Genomic DNA, 25,049 nt, shown 5'->3' with positions numbered 1-25,049 from the left:
CTGCCACATCGACGCACGCACGCGCCGGACGGTTGTCCGTACGGACGGGTCCGACGCGCTTCTGCGTGCCGGAGCGTCGACCGGTATGGATAAGTCGGACAACTGGGATGATCGTGGCATGACGCGAACCGACGGGTACCTCCTGGACAACCGGCAGACCGAGGCGGCAGAGCACTTCAGCGCCTGCGCCGCTCTCTTCGACCCCACGACGTTCCGGCACCTCGAAGAGCTCGGCGTCGGATCCGGCTGGCGATGCTGGGAGGTCGGCGCCGGCACCACCGTGGTGTCCTGGCTGGCCAAGAAGGTCGGCCCGACCGGCCGCGTCGTCGCGACCGACACCGACACCGCACGGCTCGCCTCCGCCGCCCGGCCACCCGTCGAGGTGCGGGTCCACGACCTCGGCGGGCAGGAGCCGCCGGTGGAGGGCTTCGACCTGGTGCACGCCCGCCTCGCTCTCGTCCACGTCACCGACCGCGAACGGGCGTTGCGGTCCATGGTCAAGGCCCTGCGCCCCGGAGGCCGGCTGCTCGTCGAGGACGCCGACCCCGCGCTCCAGCCGCTCCTCTGCCCCGACGAGCACGGCCCCGAGCAGCAGCTCGCGAACCGGCTGCGGCACGGCTTCCGCAGACTGCTCGCCGATCGCGGGACCGACCTGCCGTGCGGCCGCACCCTGCCGCGCCTGCTCCGGGACGCCGGGCTGACCCGGGTCCACGCCGACGCCTATTTCCCGCTCGCCTCGCCGGCCTGCGCGGCCCTGGAGTCGGTCACGATCCGCCAGTTCCGCGACCAGCTCGTCACCGCAGGGCTGGCCACGGACCAGGACATCGACCGGCACCTCGAGAACGTCACGTCCGGCGCGCTCGACCTGACGACGGCACCGATGATCTCGGCGTGGGGGCGCAAGCAGTAGCCGGTGCTTCGGGGCCGGCCCGGTCAATCCGGCGCGGGCGGTCTGCCGCCCACCCGTTCCACCGCTCGCGCACCCGCCCGGCACCCCTCCGCCGCGGCGTCCTGCGGCCCGGCGCCCGCCAGCAGCGCGGCGAGGAACGCGCCGGTGAAGGCGTCACCGGCGCCGGTGGTGTCCCGCGGAGTCGCCGGTACGGCCGGGACACGGGCACGCACCTTCCCCGAGCGGGCCACGAGCGCCCCCTCGTGGCCCTGCTTGGCGACGACCAACGGCACACGCCGGCTCAGCTCGGCCGCCGCCTCGGCCGCGTCCGCCAGCCCCGTCAGCAAGCACGCCTCGTCCCGGCTGGGCAGCAGGACGTCCACGCCCTCGACGAGGGACAGGAACCGCTTCGCGCCCAGCTTCGCGAGGAAACCGGCCGATGCCGGGTCCAGACTCACCGGCACTCCCCGCGCGCGTGCGGCTTTCAGCGCCACCGCCACCAGGGCCCGGCTCGGCCCGGAGAACAAGAGGTAGCCCGACAGATGCAGCCGGGCCACGCCGTCGAGCAGCGGGTCCGACCAGTCGGCGGGCCCGAGCCGCAAAGCCGCGCCGCTGTCGGTGAGGAACGTCCGCTCCGCGAAAGCGCCCCCGTCGACCATGCAGATCACCGTGCCGGTCGGCGCGAGCGGGTCGACGACGAGCTGTGGACGTACTCCCTGGGCGACCAGTTCCCGCTCGTGCCAGGCTGCCGCGTCCGCCCCGACGCACCCGAGCAGTCGTACGTCCGCCGCGCCCCGGTGCGCCGCCCAGCACGCCACATTGGCGCCCGCCCCGCCCGCCACCGTCCGGATCGAGGCAGCCGTGTCCGTGCCGGCCGCGAGCGGTCCTCGATGCCGCGCGACGACGTCGGTGATGACGTCCCCGACGACCAGCAGCCCCCCGCCCGCCGCCGAACCCGTGCCCCGGGAAGCGGATCCCCCTCCCGGCCCCGCCCCGCCGCCCGCCGTCATCCCCGGGCCCGGGCCGCCGCGATCCGTGCCGCGAGGCGTACGTTGCCGCGGACCGCGGCCAGATTGGCGCTCAGGGAGGCGCCGTCCGTGTGCCGCACCAGATAGTCGAGCAGGAACGGTGTGACCGCCTGTCCGGTGACCCCTTCCTCCTGGCACGCGTGCAGCGCGGCCGCGAGCACGCGCGCGTGCAGGTCCGGATCGAGCTGCTCCTCCTCGGGGACGGGGTTGGCGACGATCAGCGCCGACTCCGGCCCGCCGAGCGCGTCCTGCGCCCGCATGACGCCCGCCACCTGCTCCGGCGTCTTTAGCGTCCAGTCCACCGGATGCCCCGAGTCGGAGAGGTAGAAGCCGGGGAACCGGCCGCTGCCGTAACCCGCCACGGCGACTCCCAGTGTCTCCAGCCGCTGCAGGGTCGCCGGTACGTCCAGGATCGACTTCACCCCGGCACACACCACCGTGATGCGCGTGCGCGCCAGCAGCCCCAGGTCGGCCGACTCGTCCTGCGTCACCGTCCACTCCCGGTGCACCCCGCCGAGCCCGCCCGTCGCGAAGACCCGCACGCCCGCCTGCGCCGCCAGCAGCGCGGTGGCCGACACCGTGGTCGCCCCGCTCGCCCCGGACGCCACCGCGAGCGGCAGATCACGGTGGCCGAGCTTGCGGATCCCGTCCTCGTTCGCGACCCGTTCCAGCTGCTCCTTGTCCAGGCCGACGTGAGGGCGCCCGTCCAGCACGGCGATCGTGGCGGGGACCGCGCCCTCCTGCCGTACGGCCGTCTCCAGCTCCAGCGCCACCTGGAGGTTGCGCGGCCGGGGCAGCCCGTGCGCGATGATCGTGGACTCCAGGGCGACGACGGGCCGGCCCGCGTCGATCGCCTCCCGCACTTCCTCGGACACCACCAGCACCACGCGCCTGCCTCCTGTCAGTCGGTCAGTCGTCTTCCCTCATCTCTGGCGACCGGCGAGCCGGGCCAAACCCTTGCGGGCCGCCGGAGTCGTCACGAGCCTGGGGTGCATGACGGACCACACACCACGCCTCGACCATGTCGTCCTCTGGGTGCGCGACCCGCTCGCCGCCGCCGACTTCTACGAGAAGGCCGTCGGCTTGGAGGCGGTACGGCTCGCGGAGTTCGCGGCGGGTGAGGCGCCGTTCCCCTCCGTGCGCGTCAACGACGAGACCATCCTCGACCTCATGCCGCTGAGCTTCGTGGAGCGCATGACCATGCTGCCCGGCTCCGCCGAGAGCGCGGGACATCCGGTCAACCACGTCTGCCTGTCGCTGCCACGCCGCGACTTCGACGCCCTACTCAGCCGCCTCGAGGAGCGCTCCATACCCATGTCCGACCTCGCGCACGACTCCTTCGGAGCCCGGGGCAAGGCCACCCGCAGCTTCTACTTCCGCGACCCGGACGGCAATGTCTTCGAGGCCCGGCACTACGACTGACCAGGCGCGCTGCCTGGAAGACCGATGAAGATCTTGCTCCGGCCGCCGGGATCGCCCCGTATTGCCGGTAAATTTCAATCGCCCCGAACCGGTGCAAGCCGGGCGCAATTCCAAGATCTTCAGGACACTCCTAGAAGAGCGGCTCCGGAAGCACGCCCTCCAGGGCGAGCAGCCTCCGCTTGGTCTCCAGCCCGCCCCCGAAGCCGCCGATGCCGCCGCCGCTCTCGACGACCCGGTGACAGGGCACCACCACCGGCAGCGGGTTGGCGCCCATCGCCATGCCCACGGCCTGGGCGGCGCCCGGCTGGCCGACCCGCCCGGCCAGGTCGCCGTATCCGACCACCTGGCCGTACGGCACGCCCGAGGCCAGCTCGCGCAGGACCTCCCGGTTGAAGCCGGAGATCAGCGACCAGTCCAGCGGCAGGGCGAAGTCGCGTCGCTCACCCGCGAAGTACGCCTTGACCTGGCGTATCGCCTCGGCCAGCAGTGGGGAGCCGGGCGCCTCGACGGGCTCGGTGCCCAGCCGCGACGCCAGCCGCTCGGCGGCCTTGTCCCGCACCGCGTCCGTGGCGTGGAACACGACGTTGACCAGGCCGTCCCGGCTCGCGGCCAGCAGCAAGGGCCCGATCCCGCTCTCGACGACCGCCCACACGACCCGCGGTTCGACCTGCTCTCGGCTGTCCATGCGCCCACAGTAGGACCCGCCACTGACAACGCCGCCCGGGCCGAACGCCGGATCAGCCGCCCACGGCCTTGCGTACCACGTCCGGCTTGTTCGTGATGATCCCGTCGACCCCGTACCCGGCGACCCGCTGGGCCGTCCTCGCGTCGTCGACCGTCCAGGCGAAGACCTCCATCGGCCTGCCGTGCGGCCCGTCGAAGGCCTGCACGGAGGACACGTACGCCCGGGACAGCGAGCTGTACGAGGGGTTGATCTGGTCGGCGAACTCGGCGCAGTCGAGCAGGTCCGACACCGATGGCGTCCCCAGGAGGCCCGTCTTCACACCGGGCTTCAGCTCGTGCACCGTCCGCACGCTGTCCGCGCTGAAGCTCTGCACGATCAGCCGGCCTGCCAGATGCGACCGGTCGAGCCAGCCCTCGTTGCTGAGGGCCTTCAGCGTCTGCCGTTCGATGCCCGGGTACAGCTCGGGGTTCTTGATCTCAAGGAGCAGCTTCTGGCGATGACGCTCCAAGCGGTGCACGAACTGCTCCAGCGTCGGCACGCGCGCGCCCGCGTACCCGGGCCCGAACCAGCTGCCCGCGTCCAGCCGGGCGATCTCCGCGGCGGTGAAGTCCTTCACCTTCCAGGGGGCCCGGCCGGGGAAGACCTCCTCGGCGTCGGTGGTGCGGCGCAGGTTGTCGTCGTGGATGACGACCAGCTCGCCGTCCCTCGTGCGCTGCACATCGTTCTCCACCCAGCGGATGCCCAGCTCCGCCGCTCTGTCCACGGCGGCCAGGGTGTTCTCGGGTGCGTACGCGGAGGCACCCCGGTGGGCGATGACCAGCGGCGACGTGACGCCCTGCGCGGCACGGGCGGGGGAGACGGGGAACAGCAGGGCGGCGGTCCCCAGGAGTGCGGTGGTCGAGGCGGCAACAGCGCGCGCGTGCATGCGTACTCCTCGCGACGAGCGAACGGCGACATCACAGACAGCACAACTGTGACAGCAGAGGGTCAACGCGAGAGGGGTACAGGATGGCCACACGTTGAACGGAGATGACCCAACTCCGCTCACTGGTACCGCACAACTGCGGCAAAGCCGTGTTTCTTTGCCTGAAAGTCGTTCGACCATTCCGGTGGGGGTCATACTCTCTGCGTCAACCCTGACCGCTCGTGGCGGTCCTGGGAGGGGGCGTACATCGGGAATTCCGGGACGTACAAGGGCGGGAAGGGCAGCCGCGCATGCAGGGCACGGTCGACGGATTCAGCTATGGCCTGGTCACACCCCTGGTGGCCTACTTCATGGCCTGCCTCGGCGGCGCGCTGGGCCTGCGCTGCACCACCAGATCGATGCTCGTCGCCCAGTCCTGGCGCCCCGGCTGGCTCGCCCTCGGCTCCGCCGCCATCGGCTCCGGCATATGGACCATGCACTTCGTCGCGATGATGGGGTTCACGGTCCGCGGCACCCCGATCCACTACGACAAGGCGATGACCTTCGCGAGCCTGGCCGTCGCCATCGTCATGGTGGGCGTCGGGATCTTCATCGTCGGCTACCGGGGAGCCCGCGGGACGGCCCTGTTCACCGGCGGCACCATCACCGGCCTGGGCATCGCGTCGATGCACTACCTCGGCATGGCCAGCATGAGCCTGGACGGAAAGCTGGAGTACAACACCGTCACCGTCGGCATCTCCGTCGCCATCGCCATGGCCGCCGCGACCGCCGCCCTCTGGGCCGCCGGCCAGGTCAGGGGCTTCCTGTGGAGCGTGGGCGCGAGCCTCGTCATGGGACTGGCCGTCAGCGGCATGCACTACACCGGCATGGCCGCCCTCAGCGTCCACCTGCACGGCACGTCCGAGCCCGCCACGGGAGACTCGCCCGCGAGCCTGCTCGCACCCATGCTGATCGGGCCGCTCGCCTTCCTGCTCCTCGCGGGCGTCGTGGTGATGTTCGACCCGCTGATGGTCATGGGGAAGCCCGCCGTCGTCCCCGTCGAGCACAAGCCCGGCATCCCCGCCCACACCCACGTCCGGCACTCCGCCCGCCATCTGCGGTTCCGCCCCCGCCGCACCGTGGAGCACAGGGTCTCCCGCACCCCGCAGAACCGCTGATCAGAGCCCGTTGTCAGTGCGGGGTCGTACGGTGGATCCCATGCGGCCCGTTTCAAAGATCGAACGCACGGTGGCGCCCTTCGAGGTCGTCAGCCCCTACCAGCCGAACGGCGACCAGCCGACGGCCATCGCCGACCTCGCCCGGCGCATCGAGGCAGGCGAGAAGGACGTCGTACTGCTCGGCGCGACCGGCACCGGCAAGTCCGCCACCACCGCGTGGATGATCGAGAAGCTCCAGCGCCCCACCTTGGTGATGGCGCCGAACAAGACGCTGGCCGCCCAGCTGGCCAACGAGTTCCGCGAGCTCCTCCCGAACAACGCCGTCGAGTACTTCGTGTCGTACTACGACTACTACCAGCCCGAGGCGTACGTCCCGCAGTCGGACACCTACATCGAGAAGGACTCCTCGGTCAACGAGGAGGTCGAGCGCCTGCGCCACTCCGCGACCAACTCGCTGCTCACCCGCCGCGACGTCGTCGTGGTCGCCTCGGTCTCCTGCATCTACGGCCTCGGCACCCCGCAGGAGTACGTGGACCGCATGGTCCCCCTCAAGGTCGGCGAGGAGATCGACCGCGACGAGCTGCTGCGCCGCTTCGTGGACATCCAGTACACGCGCAACGACCTGGCCTTCACCCGCGGCACCTTCCGCGTCCGCGGCGACACCATCGAGATCTTCCCGGTCTACGAGGAGCTGGCCGTCCGCATCGAGATGTTCGGCGACGAGATCGAGGCGCTGTCCACCCTGCACCCGCTCACCGGCGAGATCATCAGCGACGACGAGCACCTCTACGTCTTCCCGGCCTCCCACTACGTCGCGGGACCCGAGCGCCTGCAGCGGGCCGTCGACGACATCGAGAAGGAGCTGGCCGAACGCCTGACGGAGTTGGAGAAGCAGGGCAAGCTTCTGGAGGCCCAGCGCCTGCGGATGCGGACCACGTACGACATCGAGATGCTGCGCCAGATCGGCAGTTGCTCCGGCGTGGAGAACTACTCGATGCACTTCGACGGCCGTTCGCCCGGCTCCCCGCCGAACACCCTGCTGGACTACTTCCCGGACGACTTCCTCCTCGTCATCGACGAGTCGCACGTGACCGTCCCGCAGATCGGCGCCATGTACGAGGGCGACGCCTCCCGCAAGCGCACCCTCGTCGACCACGGCTTCCGGCTGCCCTCGGCCCTGGACAACCGCCCCCTCAAATGGGAGGAGTTCCAGGAGCGCACCGGGCAGACGGTCTATCTGTCGGCCACCCCGGGCAACTACGAGATGTCCCGCTCGGACGGCTTCGTCGAGCAGATCATCCGACCCACCGGCCTCGTCGACCCGGAAGTCGTCGTCAAGCCCACCGAGGGTCAGATCGACGACCTGGTGCACGAGATCCGGCTGCGCACGGAGAAGGACGAGCGCGTCCTGGTCACCACGCTCACCAAGAAAATGGCCGAGGACCTCACGGACTACTTCCTGGAGCTGGGCATCCAGGTGCGCTATCTGCACAGCGACGTCGACACCCTGCGCCGCGTCGAACTGCTGCGGGAACTGCGCGCCGGCGAGTACGACGTGCTGGTCGGCATCAATCTCCTGCGCGAGGGCCTCGACCTGCCCGAGGTGTCCCTGGTGGCGATCCTGGACGCCGACAAGGAGGGTTTCCTGCGCTCCGGCACGTCCCTGATCCAGACCATCGGCCGCGCCGCGCGCAACGTGTCCGGTCAGGTCCACATGTACGCCGACAAGATCACTCCGGCGATGGAGAAGGCCATCGAGGAGACCAACAGGCGCCGTGAGAAGCAGATCGCGTACAACACGGAGCGGGGCATCGACCCCCAGCCGTTGCGCAAGAAGATCAACGACATCGTCGCCCAGATCGCCCGCGAGGACATCGACACCGAGCAGCTGCTCGGCTCGGGCTACCGCAAGGCGAAGAAGGACGGCGGGGGCACCAAGGCGCCCGTGCCCTCACTCGGCAAGGCGGCCGGGGCGGCCAAGTCCGCGAAGGGCAAGGGCAAGGCCGAGGAGACGGTGCCGACCGACCGCCCCGCCGCCGAACTGGCCGGGCAGATCGAGGAGCTCACCGCGCGGATGCGGGCCGCCGCCGCGGAGCTCCAGTTCGAGATCGCGGCCCGACTGCGCGACGAGGTCTCCGAGATGAAGAAGGAACTGCGTCAGATGAAGGAGGCGGGTCTGGCCTGACAGGGTGCCGCGTACGCGCAGTGTTGCAAGACCGACACAAAGTGCGGACCGGGGTACGTCGCTGTCAGTGCCCCTGCGTAGGGTTCTGGTCAACCGCGACTACGCGGCAACAGGGGACGTTCGAGAGGGGAATCAGCGCGTGACCGTCAACATGACCAAGGGTCAGGCCATCAGTCTGCAGAAGAACGACGGCGGCAGCCTGACTGCGGTTCGTATGGGTCTCGGCTGGCAGGCGGCTCCCCGGCGCGGCCTGTTCGGCTCGCGCACGCGAGAGATCGACCTCGACGCCTCCGCTGTCCTGTTCGCGGACAAGCAGCCGGTCGACGTCGTCTTCTTCCGCCACCTGGTGAGCGACGACGGCTCGGTGCGCCACACCGGTGACAACCTCGTCGGCGGTGTCGGCCAGGGCGGCGACGACGAGGCGATCCTCGTCGACCTCGCGCGCGTCCCGGTCCACATCGACCAGATCGTCTTCACGGTGAACTCCTTCACGGGCCAGACATTCCAGGAGGTGCAGAACGCGTTCTGCCGTCTGGTCGACGAAACCAACGGCCAGGAGCTCGCCCGCTACACGCTCGCCGGCGGCGGCCAGTACACCGCCCAGATCATGGCCAAGGTCCACCGCGCGGGTCAGGGCTGGTCGATGACGGCCCTGGGCAACCCGGCCAACGGCCGCACCTTCCAGGACCTGATGCCGGCGATCCTGCCGGTGCTCTGACGCACCCCGGGCCCGGCCCGGCGGGCCCGGCGAGCAGCGCACGACTTCACACAACGACACAGGGGGACGAAGGCGATGACGGCCGAGCTGGTGCGGGGGCAGAACCACCCGCTCTCCCAGGCCCGTCTCGAGATCCGGATCTCGGCCGGTACGCCGATCGTGGCCGTGGCCGCGCTCGGTGACGAGAACGGCCGGATCCGCGGAGTGGAGTGGGTGGCCCACCCGGGCGCGCCCACCCGGCCGGGTCTCGAGGTCTCCCGGCAGGCCGCCGCCGACCACCGCCTCGCGGTGGACCTGGACGCCGTGCCGGAGGCCGTCCACCGTGTCAGCGTGCTGCTCGCCCTTCCCGTCGGCTGGACGGGCCCGGTCCGTTTCGGCGCCGTGGCCGCCCCGTTCGTCGCGGTCACCGGCCTCGACGGCGACGAGGTCGCCAGCTACACCATCACCGGCCTGGAGGCCGAGTCGGCCGTCGTCGCCCTGGAGCTCTACCGCCGCCACGACGCCTGGAAGGTGCGCGCCGTCGGCCAGGGCTACGCGGGCGGCCTCGCCGACCTCCTCGCCGACCAGGGCCTTCCGCAGGCCCACCAGCTCGCCGGCACCGTCAACGACGCGGTGGCCCAGGGACTCGCCCGCTCGGTGCAGGCGCTCCCGCCGCGCACGGCTGACGGCGACCGCTCCCGGCAGACAGCGGCTCCCGCCCTCGGCCCGGACCAGGGCGGCACCGCGCCCCAGCCCGGTCCCGTGCCACCGGTGTCCCCGTACGGCGGCCAGACGCCCGGCGGCCCCGGACAGCCCGCCCCACAGCAGCCGTACGCCGCGCCGGACCCGAGCGTCGTCACTCAGCCGTCCGCGCCCACGGCAGGCGGCCCGATCGACTACAGCCACCCGCGCCGTCAGAACGCCGCCCCGCCCCCGCCTGCGCCCACCGCGCCCCCGGCCGAACCCGGGCAGCCCGCCCAGCCCGTCGCGGGCGACGCGACCGGCTGGTCCATGGAGGAGCGCCTCTACAACCAGGTGTGGGGCATGTTCGAGGACCTGGCCCGCACCATCGCCGCCTACCGCAGCGCCGTCGACTTCGCCGAGTCGCGCATGGACAAGGAGCTGGAGCAGGTCCTCTCCGACCCGCGCAGCCGGATCGGCGGACAGGGCGACGCCGCCCGCGAGGCGGCCCGGGCCCGGCACACCCAGCTCGTCACCCAGGCCCGCGAGGCCCTCGACCGGGACCTCACCCAGCTCGCGGCCGAGGCCGACGTCGTCGAACCGGCCCTGCCGCCGGCGTACGCCCGCTGGGACAACCCGGCGTGGCACGCCTACCGGGTGCCGGTGGAGATCCCCATGGCCCTGCGGCTGGGTGACCTCCACCTTGCCGAGGCCGACCGGATCCGCATCCCGATGCTGGTCCGGCTGCCGTTGGAGCGGGGCCTGTGGATCGACAGCGGAGCGGCCGGGGCGTCCGACGGTTCGTTCACCGACTCGCACACCATGAGTGGTCTCGCCATGGAGACGGCGGTCGCGCACGCGGCCCGGCTGCTGGCCGTCTACCCGGCGGGCGAGTTCACTGTCCATGTCATCGACCCGGCAGGGTCCGGGGCGCAGGCGTTGGGGCCCCTGGTGCAGACGGGGGTGCTCGCGGCCCCGCCCGCGCTCGGCGCCGCCGGGGTGGCGGACGTGCTGGGCCGGCTCACCCAGCGGGTCGACCTGGTGCAGATGGCGGTCCGGGGCGGCGCCGCCGACTCCCTCCCGCCCGGGTTCGACACCTCGCAGCAGCTCCTGATCGTCAACGACTTCCCGCACGGTTTCGACGACCGGGCCGTGAATCAGCTGCGCTACCTGGCCGACGAGGGTCCCGCCTTCGGCGTCCACCTGATGATGGTGGCCGACCGGGAGGAGTCCTCCGGCTACGGGCCCCTGCTCGACCCGCTGTGGCGTTCGCTGCTGCGACTGACGCCGGTGGCCGACGATCACCTCGCCGACCCGTGGGTCGGTCATGCCTGGACGTACGAGCCGTCGCTCGTGCCGCCCGGCAGCCGGCTCCTCCAGCGGGTGCTCGCCCAGGTCGCAGCAGCCCGTACCAAGTTCATGTAAGGCCCTCTGATCAGGGATTTTGGTCCTTCCTTTACCGAGTGCTTTACCTGCTCTTGGGGATTGGGTACTGTTGACCGCACGGAGGGGAGTACTCCCTGTCTGCTGCGACGTACCCGTCAATACGGATCAGGCCAGATCCCGGGGCGTCGGCCCATCATTGGGTGGAAGAGACCTCCGGCAGCGACGACGCTGACATTTGCCGTTACGACTGCCGGAGGCGCAGTGGATGTTTCCGTGACCCTATGGGTCCTGACGATCGTGGGCCTTGCCGCCCTCATCGCGGTCGACTTCTTCATCGGCCGCAAGCCGCACGACGTGTCGATCAAGGAAGCCGGAATCTGGACGGTCGTCTGGATCGTGCTGGCCGCGCTCTTCGGGATCGGTCTGCTCCTGTTCGCCGGTGGCCAGCCCGCCGGTGAGTTCTTCGCGGGCTTCATCACCGAGAAGTCACTCAGCGTCGACAACCTCTTCGTCTTCGTCCTGATCATGGCCAAGTTCGCGGTGCCGTCGCAGTACCAGCAGCGTGTGCTGCTGATCGGTGTCCTCATCGCCCTGGTCCTGCGAGCGATCTTCATCGCTGCCGGCGCGGCGATCCTCGCCAGCTTCGCCTGGGTGTTCTACATCTTCGGCGCGTTCCTCATCTACACGGCCTGGAAGCTCATCCAGGAGGCCCGGGCCGACGAGGAGGACGAGGAGTTCGAGGAGAACAAGCTGCTCAAGGCCGCCGAGCGCCGCTTCGGCGTGGCGGACCGGTACCACGGCACCAAGCTGTGGATCGAGGAGAACGGCAAGCGGGTCATGACCCCGATGCTGGTCGTGATGCTCGCGATCGGCTCCACCGACGTGCTGTTCGCCCTCGACTCCATCCCGGCGATCTTCGGCCTGACGCAGGACCCGTACATCGTCTTCACGGCCAACGCGTTCGCCCTGATGGGCCTGCGCCAGCTGTACTTCCTCATCGGCGGTCTGCTGAAGAAGCTGGTCCACCTCTCCTACGGCCTGTCGATCATCCTGGGCTTCATCGGCGTGAAGCTGGTGCTGCACGCCCTGCACGAGTCCGGGGTGCACGTCCCCGAGATCAGCATTCCGGTCTCGCTCGGCGTGATCTGTGCCGTGCTGATCGTCACCACGATCACCAGCCTGCGCGCTTCCAGGAAGCAGGCGTCGGCCGAGGCGGCGCATAGCGAGAGCGGAGGCGCTCCGAAGGACAGCATCGACGTCTGACGGCGTCAGGCGTAGGAACAACCATCACCGGGATCGGTGCTCGGCGAATTGCCGACCACCGGTCCCGGGGCTTGCTTGTTTCCTGAGCGCGTTTCCCGGCCCGGGGGCGCCGCGGCCGGCTGGAGGTGCCATGAAGTTCGTGCAGATCATCGAGTTCGAGACCGAGCGTCTGGAAGAGATGCAGCAGGTGCTCGACGAGGCGGGGCAGCGCAACGCCGGCCGCGCGGGCGGCCCCACCCACAGCACGCTGCTGAAGGACCGGGACAAGCCCCACCGCTATCTGGCGCTGATCGAGTTCGAATCGTTCGACGAGGCCATGCGCAACAGCGACGACCCCGAGACGACCAGGCTGGCCGAGCGGCTCAACGCGCTCAGCATCGGCGAGCGGGCGTACACCAACTGCGACGTCCTGGACATGCGTGACCTCAAGTAGCCCGACAAAGGATCCCTGGGGGCCCGGCCCGACCGGAGTGCGGGGCCCGTGCGGGTCTGCGACCATCCCTGCATGATCGCTCGGCGCAGGCGGCTCGCGGCACAGTGGACGACGCTGGTGCCCCTGCTCGCGGCCGTGCTGCTGGTCCTGACCTGGGGACGGGATCTTCCGGTCGCCGTCGTCGCCCTGGTGACCCTGGTCCTCGCGGGAGCGGTCCTGGCCGCTGTGCACCACGCCGAAGTGGTGGCCCATCGGGTCGGAGAACCGTTCGGCTCACTCGTGCTCGCCGTCGCCGTCACGATCATCGAGGTCGCCCTCATCGTCACCCTGATGGCCGACGGCGGGGACAAGAGCGCGACCCTGGCGCGGGACACGGTCTTCGCGGCGGTGATGATCACCTGCAACGGCATCGTCGGCCTGTGCCTCCTCGTCGCCTCACTGCGGCACGGCACGGCCGTCTTCAACCCCGAGGGCACCGGCGCCGCACTCGCCACCGTAGCGACCCTGGCCACCCTCAGCCTGGTCCTGCCGACGTTCACCACCAGCAAGCCGGGGCCGGAGTTCTCCACCGTCCAGCTGACCTTCGCGGCGCTGTCCTCGCTGGTCCTGTACGGCCTGTTCGTCGCCACGCAGACCGTGCGGCACCGTGACTACTTCCTGCCGATCACCCGCCACGGCGAGGTGATCACCGCAGAGGAGCACGCCGAGGCTCCGTCCGCCGCCACCGCCCGGATCAGCCTGGCCCTGCTGGGTCTGGCCCTGGTCGGCGTGGTCGGCCTGGCCAAGGGGGTCTCACCCACGATCGAGTCCGGGGTGGATGCCGCCGGGCTCCATCAAGCGGTCGTCGGCGTGATCATCGCGCTGCTGGTGCTGCTCCCGGAGACCATCGCCGCGCTGCGCTCCGCCCGCCGCGACCGTGTGCAGACCAGTCTGAACCTGGCCCTCGGTTCGGCCATGGCCAGCATCGGCCTGACCATCCCCGCCGTCGCACTCGCCTCCCTGTGGCTCTCCGGCCCGCTCGTCCTCGGTCTCGGCGCCACCCACATGGTGCTGCTCGCCCTGACGGTGGTGGTCGCCTCGCTGACCGTGGTGCCGGGCCGGGCCACGCCGCTCCAGGGCGGGGTCCACCTGGTGCTGTTCGCGGCGTATCTGGAGCTGGCGATCAACCCGTAGGCGCGCTTAAACGCTCACGCAAGCGCTCACGCAAGCCTTTACGCGCCACCGGCCGCGGCCCGGCACCGCCACCCCGGTTCATCCCGCAGCTGTCTCCGCGGCCACACCCACCCGCACCGGACGTGTCTCCGGCAGCAACGCGAAGCACCCCAGGCTGAACAGTGCGATCGCCGTGAGATACGCGGCCACGCCCCACGGCACCCGGCCGCCCTGCTCGGCCAGGGCGGTCGCCACGAGCGGTGTGAGCGCGCCTCCGACGACCCCGCCGAGGTTGTAGCCGACGGCGGCGCCGGTGCAGCGCACCCGCGGCTCGTACAGCTCCGGCAAGTACGCGGCGATCACGGCGAACATCGTGATGAACGCGAGCATCGCCCCCAGGAAGCCGAGGAACATCGGCAGCGGGGCCCCGGTGGAGAGGAGCGCGACCATCGGGAACATCCACAGGGCCGCGGCCGCGCACCCGATCAGGCACAGGGGCCGCCGGCCGAAACGGTCTCCGAGCAGCGCCACCACCGGGGTGAGAGCCCCCTTCACGAGCACCGCGCCCATGATGCAGGTCAGCATGACGGTGCGGCTCACCCCGAGCCGCTCCGTCCCGTAGGCGAGGGACCAGGTCGTCACGGCGTAGAAGATCGCATAGCCGATCGCGAGGCCGCCGCCGGTCAGCAGGAGGAGCCGCCAGTGGTCGCGGACGACATCGGCGAGCGGCACGCGCGCGTGGTCGTCGATCTGGAGGAAGCTGGGGCTCTCGGCGAGCGACGACCGCAGCCACAGCCCCGCGACGGCCAGCACCCCCGCAGCCCAGAACGGCACCCGCCACCCCCACGCGGCGAACTGCGCCTCCGTGAGCGCCGAGGACAGCCCCAGCACCACACCGTTGGCGAGCAGGAACCCCAGCGCCGGCCCGACCTGAGGGAAGCTCGACCACAGCACGCGCCGTTCGGGCGGCGCGTGCTCCACGGCCAGCAGCACCGCCCCGCCCCACTCCCCGCCGAGCCCCAGCCCCTGGAGGAAGCGCAGCACCAGGAGCAGCAGGGGAGCGGCCACGCCGATCGACTCGTACGTCGGCACACAGCCGACCGCGACCGTGGACGCCCCGGTCAGCAGCAGGGAGGCGACGAGGACCGGCCGCCGCCCGCGCCGGTCCCCGATGTGCCCGAACAGCACCGATCCGAGCGGCCGGGCCACGAAGCCCACACCGAAGGTGGCGAAGGCGGCCAGCGTCCCCGCCACCGGGGAGAAGGTCGGAAAGAACAACGGCCCCAGGATCAGCGCCGCCGCGGTGCCGTAGACGAAGAAGTCGTAGAACTCGATGGCCGTGCCGGCCAGTGAGGCGGCCGCGAGGCGCGGCATGGAGGGTGCCCTTACGGTGCGTACGTCGTGCATGCCGCGTCAACTACCCACCGTGATCGGCGGTTACGGGGGCGCGCGGAGGGGTTGGGGGCCCTCAGTACGTGACCGTGATGCGCCGGGCGGGCCCGTCCACGCGCACGGTTCCCCCGTACGGGATCACCAGTTGCGGATCGGTGTGCCCGAAGTCCACGTCGAAGACGATCGTGGTGTCGGGCGCGTAGGTCCGCATGGCGCGCAGTACGGCCTCGCGCTGGTCGGCGGCGTAACGGGCCGCCTGCTCTGGGGTGTTGGGCCGCTCGAAGAACCACGTCTTCGGCCTCCCCGTCAGCAGGGCCGGGAAGCGCCCCAGCAGCCCCCGCTCGCCCATGCTCCGCAGGGTGTGGAAGACCTCCGTGGCGCTCGGCATGTCCTCGGAGGTCTCCAGGAGCAGGACGCCGCCGTCGTACTCGGACAGGTCGCGCGCGATCTCCCGGTCGGCCATCAACAGCCAGGCGACGATCTCCAGGCAGCCGCCCCAACTGCGGCCCTCGACCACCCGGCCGGGGTTCACCCAGGTCCAGCCGGACCCGGGCCGGGTCTCCGGCTCCGCGTCGAAGGTCGCCGGGTCCGCCCAGTCCCGGTCGATGTCACGCCACCGCTCGGCGGGCCTCAACTCGTACGGTCCCGGGGTGAACAGGGCCGCGCGCAGGGACTCGGCGGTCTGCGGGTGCATGGCGCCGGGGCGGCCCAGTTCGCTCATCACGCTCCCGCCGTGGAAGCCGACGATGCCGCAGGTGCGCAGGAAGGCGAGCAGGTTCGTGTTGTCGCTCATCCCGAAGAAGGGCTTCGGGTTGGCCCGGATCAACTCCCGGTCCAGGTACGGCAGCACGGTGATCTGGTCGTCCCCGCCGATCGAGGCTATGACGGCCTTGATCCCCGGGTCGGCGAAGGCGGAGTGGACGTCGGCGGCCCGTTCCCGGGGCGTGGAGCCCATCGTGCGGGTCGCCGGATACTCGACCGGCTCCAGCCCGTACTCCTTGCGCAGCCGCTCCAGGCCCAGCTCGTAGGGGAGCGGGAAGAGCCCCGGCAGACCGGAGGAGGGCGAGATCACGGCGATGCGGTCACCGGAGGACGGCTTCGGCGGATAGGTCGGGCTGGTCAGGCTCGTCATGCCGGGAGGCTACGGCCCGACAGGCCGCCGTCGCACCGTGATAAACCGGCAGGGAGCAGCGGTCCGCCCCGGGCCGCCCGACCCCGAACGGACCGGAGGAACCGTGCCCCGCACCCTGGCCCACGCCCCGATCATGATCCTCAACGGCCCCAACCTGAACCTGCTCGGCCAGCGCCAGCCGGAGATCTACGGCTCCGACACCCTCGCCGACGTCGAGGCCCTGTGTGCCAAGGCGGCGGCCGCACACGGGGGCACGGTCGACTTCCGCCAGTCCAACCACGAGGGGGAACTGGTCGACTGGATCCACGAGGCGCGGCTGAACCACTGCGGCATCGTGATCAACCCCGGTGCGTACTCGCACACCTCCGTCGCCATCCTGGACGCCCTCAACACGTGTGACGGCCTGCCGGTGCTGGAGGTCCACATCTCCAACATCCATCAGCGCGAGTCGTTCCGGCACCACTCCTACGTCTCGCTGCGCGCCGACGGGGTCATCGCGGGCTGCGGGGTGCAGGGGTACGTGTTCGGCGTGGAGCGCGTCGCGGCGCTGGCGGGGGCGGGCAAGGCCGACACGTGAGCAGGCGCCGGTAAGCTCCGCCGGCCATGGCGGGCGCCCCTTACCGCCCGGCTCCCTACAGCCGCCCCGCCTCCACGATCCGCCGCAGGAAGCGCCGTGTGCGCTCCTGTCGCGGATCCCCGAAGACCTGCTCGGCGGTGCCGCGTTCCAGCACCACGCCGCCCTCCAGGAAGCACACCTGGTCGGCGACCTCGCGGGCGAAACCCATCTCGTGCGTGGCCAGCACCATGGTCATGCCCTCGTCCTTCAGGTCGCGGACGACGGTGAGAACCTCGCCCACCAGCTCGGGGTCGAGGGCCGCGGTGATCTCGTCGAGCAGCAGCAGCCGGGGCCGTACGGCCAGGGCGCGGACGATCGCGACCCGTTGCTGCTGTCCGCCGCTCAGCCGGTCCGGGTACGCGCCCGCCTTCCCGCCGAGCCCCAGCCACTCCAGCAGCTCACGCGCGCGTGCCTCGGCCTCGGCGCGGGCGACACCGTGCACGCGCCGCGGGGCGAGCGTGATGTTCTCCAGAACGGTCATGTGCGGGAACAGGTTGTACGCCTGGAAGACCACGCCGATCCGGCGGCGCACGGCGTCCTGGTCGGCGCGCGGGTCGGTGATCTCCTCGTCGTCCAGCCAGATCGCCCCGTCGTCGATCTCCTCCAGCAGGTTGGCACACCGCAGCAGCGTGGACTTGCCGGAGCCGGAGGCGCCGATCAACGCGGTGACCGTGTGCGGGGCGACCTCCAGGTCGACGTCCCGCAGGACGACCGAGCCGCCGAAGGTCTTGCGGACGGACTCCATGCGCAGCACGGGCGTCTGGCTCATACGGCTCCTCCATGGGCCCGCCGGCGATCCATCCGGGCCGTCACCCAGTCCGTGAAGCGGGTCATGGGGATGGTCAGCGCGACGAAGACCAGCCCGGCGACGATGTACGGCGTGTAGTTGAGGCTGCGGCCCACGATGATGTCGGCGGCCCGTACGGCGTCCACCGCACCGCCGATAGAGACCAGCCCGGTGTCCTTCTGCAGCGACACCAGGTCGTTCAGGAGCGGTGGCACCTGACGGCGCACCGCCTGGGGCAGCACCACGTACCGCAGCGCCTGCCGGTTGTTCAGCCCCAGCGAGCGGGCCGCGGCACGCTGCGAGGGGTGCACGGACTCGATTCCGGCGCGGAACACCTCGGCGACGTACGCCGAGTACGTCAGGGTGAGCGCGGTGCCGCCGAGCAGCACCGGGTCGACGGTCACCCCTTGGAGCCGCAGCGCCGGGACGCCGAGGACCACGATCATCAGGTTGATGATGAGCGGCAGCCCCCGGAAGAAGTCCGTGTACGCGGCGGCCAGGAAGCGCAGTGGGAAGAACACCGGTCCGCGCAGCGTGCGGGCGACGGCGATCAGCATGCCGAGGACGAGCACCGCGACCCCGCAGATCAGCAGCGGGTGCCGAAGATCTTGGTCCCGACGTCGTGGATGAGGCTGGCGAACGCCTTCGGGTCCTTGTGGGTGTTGTCACACCGCCGGGGAACGAGCGCTTCCCTGTCAGCCATCACCTGAGGGCGGTAAGGACTGGCTGGGACTCCGCCAGTCCTGCCCGGGCCGATCCGTGGGCCGCGACGAACCCCCGGACGCGAGACGGGCCCGCGCGACCGGTATCGGGTCGCGCGGGCCCTTGCGCTGTGCGGGTGGGAGACAGATGCCGGCTCAGTCGGGAGCGCGGCACGTCGCCCGGCGCAGAGCGGTCAGCCGCTAGTAGCGGAGGTCCTTCTGCTCTGTGATCAGACGTCCGGCGATGTGCAGGTTCCCGTCGGAGTCGAGCACCGCGATGATCTTCTTCGTCGAGCCGTGATGGGTCGTGAAGTAGATCTTGTCCGCCTCCTGGGAGGTGGAGTAGTTCGAGTTCACCGAAAGCTCGATGCTCACGGGGGAGCTGATGAGCACGTCCTTCTTGGGCGAGTTCGGGTAGACCTGGTTCTGTCGCAGCTTCACGCGGCCGTGGGTGTCCCCCTCGTTCCAGTCCGTCGCTACTCCGAGATCGATGTCAGGCATGCGACTCCCCCTTCAAATTCGGTGAATGGGCCTTCGCTTCGGGCCGTTGTGGAGCGCCCGAACCACGGCTGAATCTAGACGGACAGGGAGTGCACCGTCGCTGGGAGTTCTGCGTATGGCCGGATTTCTGCCTGAACGGTCTCGAATCAGCGTTCAGGCCATCAAAGAGAGAAACGTCCGGAATTCGTAGAGACAGCCGAGGTCTGTCGGTTGCGCCCACGCGCACGGGTGCCGTCGGCTGTGCGGTATGCGTCGTGGCTACCAGCCTCGCGCGCGCCATTGCGCCAGGTGGGGCCGCTCCGTGCCGAGGGTGGTGTCGTTGCCGTGGCCGGGGTAGACCCAGGTCTCGTCCGGGAGGACGCCGAACACCTTGGCCTCCAGGCCGTCCATGAGGGAGTTGAACTCCTCCGGCTGTGTTGTCCGGCCAGGGCCTCCGGGGAACAAGCAGTCCCCGGTGAACACATGGGGATGCCCGTGCGGGTCGTCGTAGACGAGGGCGATCGAACCGGGCGTGTGCCCGACCAGGTGGCGCGCGGTGAGTTCCACGCGCCCCACGCGGATGGTGTCGCCGTCGTCGACCGGCACGTCGGTCCGTACGGGAATGCCCTCGGCGTCCTCCCGGCCCGCGTAGGTGCGGGCGCCGGTGGCCGCCACGACCTCGGCGAGCGCCTGCCAGTGGTCGCCGTGCCGGTGGGTGGTGACGACGGACGCGATGCCGTCGCCACCGATCATGCCGAGCAGCGTCTCCGCCTCGTTCGCGGCGTCGATCAGCAACTGCTCGTCCGTGGCCCTGCAGCGCAGCAGATAGGCGTTGTTGTTCATCGGACCCACCGCGATCTTGGTGATCATCAGGTCCTTGAGCTCGTGCACATCGGCCGGTCCGCCGACCGTCACCTCTCCGCTGTACGTCATGTCCGCCAGCCTATAGCGGGGGAGCGGCGCCGGTGCGGCGGCCGGGGCGGCTGTCCTACAGCGGGGGCAGGGCCGGCAGCGGGCCTCCGTCCACCGTCAGTGCGGCGCCGGTGCGGCGGCCGGCGAGCCAGCCCAACAGGTCCGCCGGGGAGCCCGTGACGGTCGCCTCCGGCCCGCCCTCCGCGTCCCGTCCCGTCCGCCACGCGCGCGTGCCGTCGGTGAGGCGTGTGGGCGGCACGTCAGGGTGTCCGGCGAACCGGTCGGCGAGGAAGTCGATCTCCCGCTCGGTGAAATCCGCCGGAAGATCCTCCAGCTCGTATCCGATCCCCAGGTCCACGTGATGCAGCTCCACCTCGACCCACCGCCGGAACGGCACCCGGGACGCGGAGTCCGTGACCCCGTTGCGCAGCACCACCGTGCGTGCCCAGTCCGCGGGAGCGTCCCCGGCCTCCTGGAAGCGGGCCGCGCTCTCCCGCAGGTCGGCGAGCTGGACCTCGAGGCCGCGCGGGGCGTCCCGCTCGATGTCCGCGTCCCGGGCCTCGCCGGACACGTACATGGGGCGCCCCTGGAGCACGTTCACGAGGGCGTCCGCGTTGCGGGCGAGGTGAGCCAGGACGTGACCGCGGCTCCAGCCGGGCAGCCGTGACGGGTGGGTCACAGAGGTGTTGTCCAGTGCGCCGACTGCGGTCAGCAGTCGATCCGTCGCGTCACGTACAGACGCCAGGTCATGAGCGTGATCAATCATGGTGCTGACACTAGCTCCGCCACTCCTTCGGGTGAAGGTGGTGAAGCAGTGCCGTAATTCGAAAGCACGTGCTATATGGTCGGACGTGGCGTCGGGCATGCTGGAGAGCCGGGGTTTGTTGACAACCCGTGCACCCGACCGGCGTTGTCAGTGGCTCCCCCTAGTCTGGGAAAGACGGGGGCCCCGCCCCTGTCACTTCTCTCAAGAAAGGTGCGGACCGGCGTGGCCGACCGTCTCATCGTTCGTGGAGCGCGCGAGCACAACCTCAAGAACGTCTCGCTCGACCTCCCGCGCGACTCGCTCATCGTCTTCACGGGCCTGTCGGGGTCGGGCAAGTCCTCGCTGGCCTTCGACACCATCTTCGCGGAGGGACAGCGGCGCTACGTGGAGTCCCTCTCCTCGTACGCCCGGCAGTTCCTCGGCCAGATGGACAAGCCGGACGTCGACTTCATCGAGGGCCTCTCCCCGGCCGTCTCCATCGACCAGAAGTCGACCTCGCGCAACCCGCGCTCCACGGTCGGCACCATCACCGAGGTCTACGACTACCTGCGTCTGCTCTTCGCGCGCATCGGCAAGCCGCACTGCCCCGAGTGCTCCCGCCCGATCGCGCGCCAGTCGCCCCAGGCCATCGTCGACCGGGTCCTCGAGCTGCCCGAGGGCAGCCGTTTCCAGGTACTGTCGCCGCTGGTGCGCGAGCGCAAGGGCGAGTTCGTCGACCTCTTCGGTGATCTCCAGACCAAGGGCTACTCCCGCGCGCGGGTGGACGGCGAGACGATCCAGCTGTCGAACCCGCCCACGCTGAAGAAGCAGGAGAAGCACACCATCGAGGTGGTCGTCGACCGCCTCACCGTCAAGGACGGCGCCAAGCGCCGCCTCACCGACTCCGTCGAGACCGCCCTCGGTCTGTCCGGCGGCATGGTCGTGCTCGACTTCGTCGACCTCCCCGAGGACGACCCCGAGCGCGAGCGCATGTTCTCGGAGCACCTGTACTGCCCGTACGACGACCTGTCCTTCGAGGAGCTCGAGCCCCGCTCCTTCTCCTTCAACTCGCCCTTCGGCGCCTGCCCGGACTGCACCGGCATCGGCACGCGCATGGAGGTCGACCCGGAGCTGATCGTCCCGGACCCGGACAAGAGCCTCGACGAGGGCGCCATCCACCCCTGGTCGCACGGCCACACCAAGGACTACTTCGGCCGCCTCATCGGCGCCCTCGCCGAGGCGCTGGGCTTCCGCACGGACATCCCCTTCGGCGGCCTGCCGCAGCGCGCCAAGAAGGCCCTTCTCCACGGCCACAAGACCCAGGTCGAGGTCCGCTACCGCAACCGCTACGGCCGTGAGCGCCGGTACACCACGGCCTTCGAGGGCGCCGTCCCGTTCGTCAAGCGCCGGCACAGCGAGGCCGAGAGCGATTCCAGCCGCGAGCGCTTCGAGGGCTACATGCGCGAGGTGCCCTGCCCGACCTGTTCGGGCACGCGCCTGAAGCCGATCGTCCTCGCGGTCACGGTCATGGACAAGTCCATCGCCGAGGTCTCCGCGATGTCGATCAGCGACTGCGCGGACTTCCTGGGCGAGCTGAAGCTCACCGCCCGCGACAAGAAGATCGCCGAGCGCGTGCTGAAGGAGGTCAACGAGCGGCTGCGGTTCCTGGTCGACGTCGGCCTCGACTACCTCTCGCTGAACCGCGCGGCCGGCACCCTGTCCGGCGGCGAGGCCCAGCGCATCCGTCTGGCCACCCAGATCGGCTCCGGCCTCGTCGGCGTCCTGTACGTCCTCGACGAGCCGTCCATCGGTCTGCACCAGCGCGACAACCACCGGCTGATCGAGACCCTGGTCCGTCTGCGCGACATGGGCAACACGCTCATCGTCGTCGAGCACGACGAGGACACGATCAAGATGGCCGACTGGGTCGTCGACATCGGCCCCGGCGCCGGTGAGCACGGCGGCAAGGTCGTGCACAGCGGCTCCCTGAAGGAGCTCCTCGCCAACGCCGAATCGCAGACCGGTCAGTACCTGTCCGGCAAGAAGGCCATCCCGCTGCCCGACATCCGCCGGCCGCTGGACCCCTCCCGGCAGCTCACGGTGCACGGCGCCCGGGAGAACAACCTCCAGGACATCGACGTGTCGTTCCCCCTGGGCGTGTTCACCGCCGTCACCGGCGTGTCCGGCTCCGGCAAGTCGACGCTGGTCAACGACATCCTCTACACGCACCTGGCCCGCGAGCTGAACGGCGCCCGGAGCGTGCCCGGGCGGCACACGCGCGTGGACGGCGACGACCTCGTCGACAAGGTCGTGCACGTGGACCAGTCGCCCATCGGCCGCACCCCGCGCTCCAACCCGGCCACGTACACCGGCGTCTTCGACCACATCCGCAAGCTGTTCGCCGAGACCACCGAGGCGAAGGTCCGCGGCTACCTGCCCGGCCGCTTCTCCTTCAACGTCAAGGGCGGCCGCTGCGAGAACTGCGCGGGCGACGGCACCATCAAGATCGAGATGAACTTCCTCCCGGACGTCTACGTCCCGTGCGAGGTCTGCCACGGCGCCCGGTACAACCGGGAGACCCTGGAGGTCCACTACAAGGGCAAGTCCATCGCCGAGGTCCTGAACATGCCGATCGAGGAGGCCACGGCGTTCTTCGAGGCGGTCCCCGCGATCGCCCGGCACCTCAACACGCTGAAGGACGTCGGCCTCGGCTACGTCCGCCTCGGCCAGGCCGCGACCACCCTGTCCGGCGGTGAGGCGCAGCGCGTGAAGCTCGCCAGCGAGCTGCAGAAGCGCTCCACCGGCCGCACGGTCTACGTCCTGGACGAGCCGACCACCGGTCTGCACTTCGAGGACATCAGCAAGCTGCTGACGGTCCTGTCCGGGCTGGTCGACAAGGGCAACACGGTCATCGTCATCGAGCACAACCTCGACGTGATCAAGACGGCCGACTGGATCGTCGACATGGGCCCCGAAGGAGGCGCCGGCGGTGGTCTGGTCGTCGCCGAGGGCACGCCCGAGCAGGTGGCCGGGGTCCCGGCCAGCCACACCGGCAAGTTCCTGCGGGAGATCCTCGGCGCCGACCGCGTCAGCGACGCGTCCTCGGTGAAGGCGCCCCGCAAGACGGCCGCGCGCAAGACGGCGGCTCGCAAGACGGTCGCCGCCAAGACGGCGTCGGCCCGCAAGACCGCCATCAAGACGGTCGACAGCACGGCCGCCAAGAAGACGGCGACCAAGACCACCAAGGCCGCCGCGAAGAAGACGACCCGGACCAGCAAGGGCTGAGGTCCTCCCTGCCGAACGCGCCGTGCCCCACAGGCCACGACCTGTGGGGCACGGCGCGTTTCGTGCGCGGTCAGGCGGCCTTCGGCTCCACGAACTGCATGTCGAGCTGGATCTTGACCACGTCGCCGAGCAGACCGGGGGTGAAGTCCAGCCCGAAGTCGCTGCGCCGGATCTCGCCCGTCGCCTCGAACCCGGCGTGCCGGCTGCCGTCCATGGGCACGTCGACCAGACCGCCGAACTCCACGGCGAACGTCACCGGGCGGGTCACGTCGCCGATCGTCAGCTCGCCCTCCATGGACCCGCCCTCACCCTCGCCCGACACCCGCGTCGAGCGGTACGTCATCGTCGGGCGCTTCTCCACATCGAGCAGGTCGGAGGCGCGGGCGTGCGCGTCCCGGTCGGCGTTGCCGGTGTCGACCGAGGCCAGGTCGACGGTCGCGGAGACGTGCACGTCCTCGAGCCGCTCCCCGACGAACAGTCCGGCCTCCAGCCGCTCGAATGGTCTGCGCCGCGGCCCCGTCGCTCAGCCGCTCGGCGCGCCCCACCGTACGGGCCGTGCTGGACCACCTGGAGCCGGCTCCCGCACTGGTGGTCAACTGGATCGGCGACGTCCTCGCCCACACAGCCGGGTACGAGCGGCTGGTCCGCCCCCCCCGGCCTGCTTGACGACGAGCGCCCCAACCTGCTCCGGTACCTGTTCACCGACGAGCGGGCACGCAGCGCACACCGCGACTGGGACCGGGTGGCCGACGACCTCGTCGCCCGGCTCCGGCACGGGGTCCCCCTCAGAGACCCCTGCCTCGCCGAGCTTGCCGACGAACTGACGGTGACGGCGGGCGCGGACTTCGCCGACCGGTTCGCCGACCTGGCCAGGACACCCCGGCCGACGGGGTCCCAGCACATCGAGCACCCCGAGGCCGGTTCCCTGCGGCTGCTGCACGAGACGCTCGCGCTCCCCGACGAGGGGCAGCAGCTCGTCGTCCACCTGCCCGCGGACGAGGCCACGGCCGTCGCCCTGGACCGCCTCCACGGCCGCCGCCCGGGCGCACTGCGGGCGGTCGCGATGGGGGAGACCGGCTGAAGCATCCCCGGCACA

The 25,049-nt window shown here is 70.6% G+C and carries 23 protein-coding genes and 3 pseudogenes; 13 read left to right on the top strand and 13 right to left on the bottom strand.

From position 1 onward, the window contains the following. Positions 1–118 precede the first annotated feature (118 nt). Positions 119–910: a methyltransferase gene (locus HDC93_RS12120; protein WP_185010006.1), complete on the top strand. Its 792-nt coding sequence runs from the start codon at positions 119–121 to the stop codon at positions 908–910. 23 nt (positions 911–933) lie between these two features. Here HDC93_RS12120 and HDC93_RS12115 read toward each other — a convergent pair whose 3' ends face one another. Both HDC93_RS12115 and HDC93_RS12110 read right to left on the bottom strand, forming a co-directional pair. Continuing rightward, positions 934–1,899, bottom strand: a complete 966-nt coding sequence (locus HDC93_RS12115) for a carbohydrate kinase family protein (protein ID WP_185010005.1) — start codon at positions 1,897–1,899, stop codon at positions 934–936. After that, a complete protein-coding gene (locus tag HDC93_RS12110) occupies positions 1,896–2,804 on the bottom strand; it encodes a pseudouridine-5'-phosphate glycosidase (RefSeq protein WP_185010004.1) in 909 nt (302 codons plus the stop codon). Before HDC93_RS12110 ends, HDC93_RS12115 begins: the two co-directional genes overlap by 4 nt. A 106-nt stretch (positions 2,805–2,910) precedes the next feature. Between HDC93_RS12110 and HDC93_RS12105 the strand changes: the two genes are divergently transcribed. Beyond that, positions 2,911–3,339: a VOC family protein gene (locus tag HDC93_RS12105; RefSeq protein ID WP_185010003.1), complete on the top strand. Its 429-nt coding sequence runs from the start codon at positions 2,911–2,913 to the stop codon at positions 3,337–3,339. Positions 3,340–3,469: 130 nt separating this feature from the next. Here HDC93_RS12105 and HDC93_RS12100 read toward each other — a convergent pair whose 3' ends face one another. Together HDC93_RS12100 and HDC93_RS12095 are read right to left on the bottom strand one after the other, a co-directional pair. After that, entirely contained in the window at positions 3,470–4,024 is a 555-nt protein-coding gene (locus HDC93_RS12100) for a methylated-DNA--[protein]-cysteine S-methyltransferase (protein WP_185010002.1), read from the bottom strand. A 52-nt stretch (positions 4,025–4,076) separates the two neighbouring features. Continuing rightward, positions 4,077–4,949 carry a glycerophosphodiester phosphodiesterase family protein gene (locus HDC93_RS12095; RefSeq protein WP_185010001.1) on the bottom strand — a complete coding sequence of 291 codons (873 nt, stop codon included), beginning with the start codon at positions 4,947–4,949 and terminating at the stop codon, positions 4,077–4,079. A 290-nt stretch (positions 4,950–5,239) separates the two neighbouring features. Here HDC93_RS12095 and HDC93_RS12090 point away from each other — a divergent pair, with 290 nt between their 5' ends. The 7 genes from HDC93_RS12090 to HDC93_RS12060 all read left to right on the top strand — a co-directional run bounded on the left by HDC93_RS12090 (position 5,240) and on the right by HDC93_RS12060 (position 13,924). Then, positions 5,240–6,106, top strand: coding sequence for an MHYT domain-containing protein (locus HDC93_RS12090; protein WP_185010000.1), 867 nt, complete (start codon positions 5,240–5,242; stop codon positions 6,104–6,106). A 40-nt stretch (positions 6,107–6,146) separates the two neighbouring features. Beyond that, positions 6,147–8,291: an excinuclease ABC subunit UvrB gene (uvrB, locus tag HDC93_RS12085; protein ID WP_185009999.1), complete on the top strand. Its 2,145-nt coding sequence runs from the start codon at positions 6,147–6,149 to the stop codon at positions 8,289–8,291. Between the two features lie 139 nt (positions 8,292–8,430). Beyond that, on the top strand, positions 8,431–9,009 hold the full coding sequence (locus HDC93_RS12080; RefSeq protein WP_031109141.1) for a TerD family protein: 579 nt from the start codon (positions 8,431–8,433) through the stop codon (positions 9,007–9,009). A gap of 75 nt (positions 9,010–9,084) precedes the next feature. Continuing rightward, entirely contained in the window at positions 9,085–11,094 is a 2,010-nt protein-coding gene (locus HDC93_RS12075; RefSeq protein ID WP_185009998.1) for a TerD family protein, read from the top strand. A gap of 222 nt (positions 11,095–11,316) precedes the next feature. Further along, the gene (locus HDC93_RS12070) at positions 11,317–12,318 is read left to right on the top strand and encodes a TerC family protein (protein ID WP_185009997.1); all 1,002 of its coding nucleotides are present in this window, start codon (positions 11,317–11,319) and stop codon (positions 12,316–12,318) included. A gap of 130 nt (positions 12,319–12,448) precedes the next feature. Further along, entirely contained in the window at positions 12,449–12,751 is a 303-nt protein-coding gene (locus HDC93_RS12065; RefSeq protein ID WP_185009996.1) for a hypothetical protein, read from the top strand. A 72-nt stretch (positions 12,752–12,823) separates the two neighbouring features. Beyond that, positions 12,824–13,924, top strand: a complete 1,101-nt coding sequence (locus HDC93_RS12060) for a calcium:proton antiporter (protein WP_185009995.1) — start codon at positions 12,824–12,826, stop codon at positions 13,922–13,924. 78 nt (positions 13,925–14,002) lie between these two features. Here the strand turns inward: HDC93_RS12060 and HDC93_RS12055 are convergent, their stop codons facing one another. Next, positions 14,003–15,277, bottom strand: coding sequence for an MFS transporter (locus tag HDC93_RS12055; protein WP_185009994.1), 1,275 nt, complete (start codon positions 15,275–15,277; stop codon positions 14,003–14,005). A gap of 94 nt (positions 15,278–15,371) precedes the next feature. Continuing rightward, positions 15,372–16,418: a S66 peptidase family protein gene (locus HDC93_RS12050; protein WP_185010398.1), complete on the bottom strand. Its 1,047-nt coding sequence runs from the start codon at positions 16,416–16,418 to the stop codon at positions 15,372–15,374. 112 nt (positions 16,419–16,530) lie between these two features. Here HDC93_RS12050 and aroQ point away from each other — a divergent pair, with 112 nt between their 5' ends. After that, entirely contained in the window at positions 16,531–17,004 is a 474-nt protein-coding gene (gene aroQ / locus HDC93_RS12045) for a type II 3-dehydroquinate dehydratase (RefSeq protein WP_031143876.1), read from the top strand. A gap of 55 nt (positions 17,005–17,059) precedes the next feature. Here the strand turns inward: aroQ and HDC93_RS12040 are convergent, their stop codons facing one another. The 6 genes and pseudogenes from HDC93_RS12040 to HDC93_RS12020 all read right to left on the bottom strand — a co-directional run bounded on the left by HDC93_RS12040 (position 17,060) and on the right by HDC93_RS12020 (position 20,689). Continuing rightward, complete coding sequence (locus HDC93_RS12040) at positions 17,060–17,812, bottom strand: amino acid ABC transporter ATP-binding protein (protein ID WP_221516559.1); 753 nt, start codon at positions 17,810–17,812, stop codon at positions 17,060–17,062. Then, positions 17,809–18,423: pseudogene (locus tag HDC93_RS12035) on the bottom strand (amino acid ABC transporter permease); the annotation flags it as partial. The pseudogene HDC93_RS12035 and the gene HDC93_RS12040, both read right to left, overlap by 4 nt. Positions 18,424–18,425: 2 nt before the next feature. After that, positions 18,426–18,526 (bottom strand): annotated as a pseudogene (locus HDC93_RS39610) (MBL fold metallo-hydrolase); the annotation flags it as partial. 206 nt (positions 18,527–18,732) lie between these two features. Beyond that, positions 18,733–19,032, bottom strand: a complete 300-nt coding sequence (locus tag HDC93_RS12030; protein ID WP_185009993.1) for a DUF6342 family protein — start codon at positions 19,030–19,032, stop codon at positions 18,733–18,735. 258 nt (positions 19,033–19,290) lie between these two features. Next, positions 19,291–19,944 carry an MBL fold metallo-hydrolase gene (locus HDC93_RS12025; protein WP_185009992.1) on the bottom strand — a complete coding sequence of 218 codons (654 nt, stop codon included), beginning with the start codon at positions 19,942–19,944 and terminating at the stop codon, positions 19,291–19,293. 55 nt (positions 19,945–19,999) lie between these two features. Next, on the bottom strand, positions 20,000–20,689 hold the full coding sequence (locus HDC93_RS12020; RefSeq protein ID WP_185009991.1) for a maleylpyruvate isomerase family mycothiol-dependent enzyme: 690 nt from the start codon (positions 20,687–20,689) through the stop codon (positions 20,000–20,002). Positions 20,690–20,911: 222 nt separating this feature from the next. Here HDC93_RS12020 and uvrA point away from each other — a divergent pair, with 222 nt between their 5' ends. Then, a complete protein-coding gene (gene uvrA, locus HDC93_RS12015) occupies positions 20,912–23,953 on the top strand; it encodes an excinuclease ABC subunit UvrA (protein WP_185009990.1) in 3,042 nt (1,013 codons plus the stop codon). Positions 23,954–24,023: 70 nt separating this feature from the next. On the opposite strand, the pseudogene HDC93_RS12010 reads toward uvrA, so the two are convergent. Further along, positions 24,024–24,461, bottom strand: a pseudogene (locus HDC93_RS12010) (YceI family protein); the annotation flags it as partial. A 47-nt stretch (positions 24,462–24,508) separates the two neighbouring features. Here HDC93_RS12010 and HDC93_RS39605 point away from each other — a divergent pair. Together HDC93_RS39605 and HDC93_RS12005 are read left to right on the top strand one after the other, a co-directional pair. Beyond that, positions 24,509–24,619 (top strand): hypothetical protein, encoded by a 111-nt coding sequence (locus tag HDC93_RS39605; protein WP_398984896.1) that lies wholly within the window; start codon positions 24,509–24,511, stop codon positions 24,617–24,619. Continuing rightward, positions 24,612–25,034, top strand: coding sequence for a hypothetical protein (locus HDC93_RS12005; protein ID WP_311774541.1), 423 nt, complete (start codon positions 24,612–24,614; stop codon positions 25,032–25,034). The genes HDC93_RS39605 and HDC93_RS12005 overlap by 8 nt, the downstream gene beginning before the upstream one ends. Positions 25,035–25,049: the final 15 nt, after the last annotated feature.

Source organism: Streptomyces sp. AK010 (genome assembly GCF_014207295.1).
Classification (GTDB): Bacteria; Actinomycetota; Actinomycetes; order Streptomycetales; family Streptomycetaceae; genus Streptomyces; species Streptomyces massasporeus.
Note: the sequence above shows the minus strand (reverse complement) of the source record. Positions and strands in the feature narration are given on the sequence as shown.

Excerpts from the sequence above, each read along its gene's own strand:
- HDC93_RS12120 (WP_185010006.1), top strand. The coding sequence starts at position 119 with ATGACGCGAACCGACGGGTACCTCCTGGACAACCGGCAGACCGAGGCG.
- HDC93_RS12115 (WP_185010005.1), bottom strand. The coding sequence starts at position 1,899 with ATGACGGCGGGCGGCGGGGCGGGGCCGGGAGGGGGATCCGCTTCCCGG.
- HDC93_RS12105 (WP_185010003.1), top strand. The coding sequence starts at position 2,911 with ATGACGGACCACACACCACGCCTCGACCATGTCGTCCTCTGGGTGCGC.
- HDC93_RS12100 (WP_185010002.1), bottom strand. The coding sequence starts at position 4,024 with ATGGACAGCCGAGAGCAGGTCGAACCGCGGGTCGTGTGGGCGGTCGTC.
- HDC93_RS12095 (WP_185010001.1), bottom strand. The coding sequence starts at position 4,949 with ATGCACGCGCGCGCTGTTGCCGCCTCGACCACCGCACTCCTGGGGACC.
- HDC93_RS12090 (WP_185010000.1), top strand. The coding sequence starts at position 5,240 with ATGCAGGGCACGGTCGACGGATTCAGCTATGGCCTGGTCACACCCCTG.
- uvrB (WP_185009999.1), top strand. The coding sequence starts at position 6,147 with ATGCGGCCCGTTTCAAAGATCGAACGCACGGTGGCGCCCTTCGAGGTC.
- HDC93_RS12075 (WP_185009998.1), top strand. The coding sequence starts at position 9,085 with ATGACGGCCGAGCTGGTGCGGGGGCAGAACCACCCGCTCTCCCAGGCC.
- HDC93_RS12065 (WP_185009996.1), top strand. The coding sequence starts at position 12,449 with ATGAAGTTCGTGCAGATCATCGAGTTCGAGACCGAGCGTCTGGAAGAG.
- HDC93_RS12060 (WP_185009995.1), top strand. The coding sequence starts at position 12,824 with ATGATCGCTCGGCGCAGGCGGCTCGCGGCACAGTGGACGACGCTGGTG.
- HDC93_RS12055 (WP_185009994.1), bottom strand. The coding sequence starts at position 15,277 with ATGCCGCGCCTCGCGGCCGCCTCACTGGCCGGCACGGCCATCGAGTTC.
- HDC93_RS12040 (WP_221516559.1), bottom strand. The coding sequence starts at position 17,812 with ATGAGCCAGACGCCCGTGCTGCGCATGGAGTCCGTCCGCAAGACCTTC.
- HDC93_RS12030 (WP_185009993.1), bottom strand. The coding sequence starts at position 19,032 with ATGCCTGACATCGATCTCGGAGTAGCGACGGACTGGAACGAGGGGGAC.
- HDC93_RS12025 (WP_185009992.1), bottom strand. The coding sequence starts at position 19,944 with ATGACGTACAGCGGAGAGGTGACGGTCGGCGGACCGGCCGATGTGCAC.
- HDC93_RS12020 (WP_185009991.1), bottom strand. The coding sequence starts at position 20,689 with ATGATTGATCACGCTCATGACCTGGCGTCTGTACGTGACGCGACGGAT.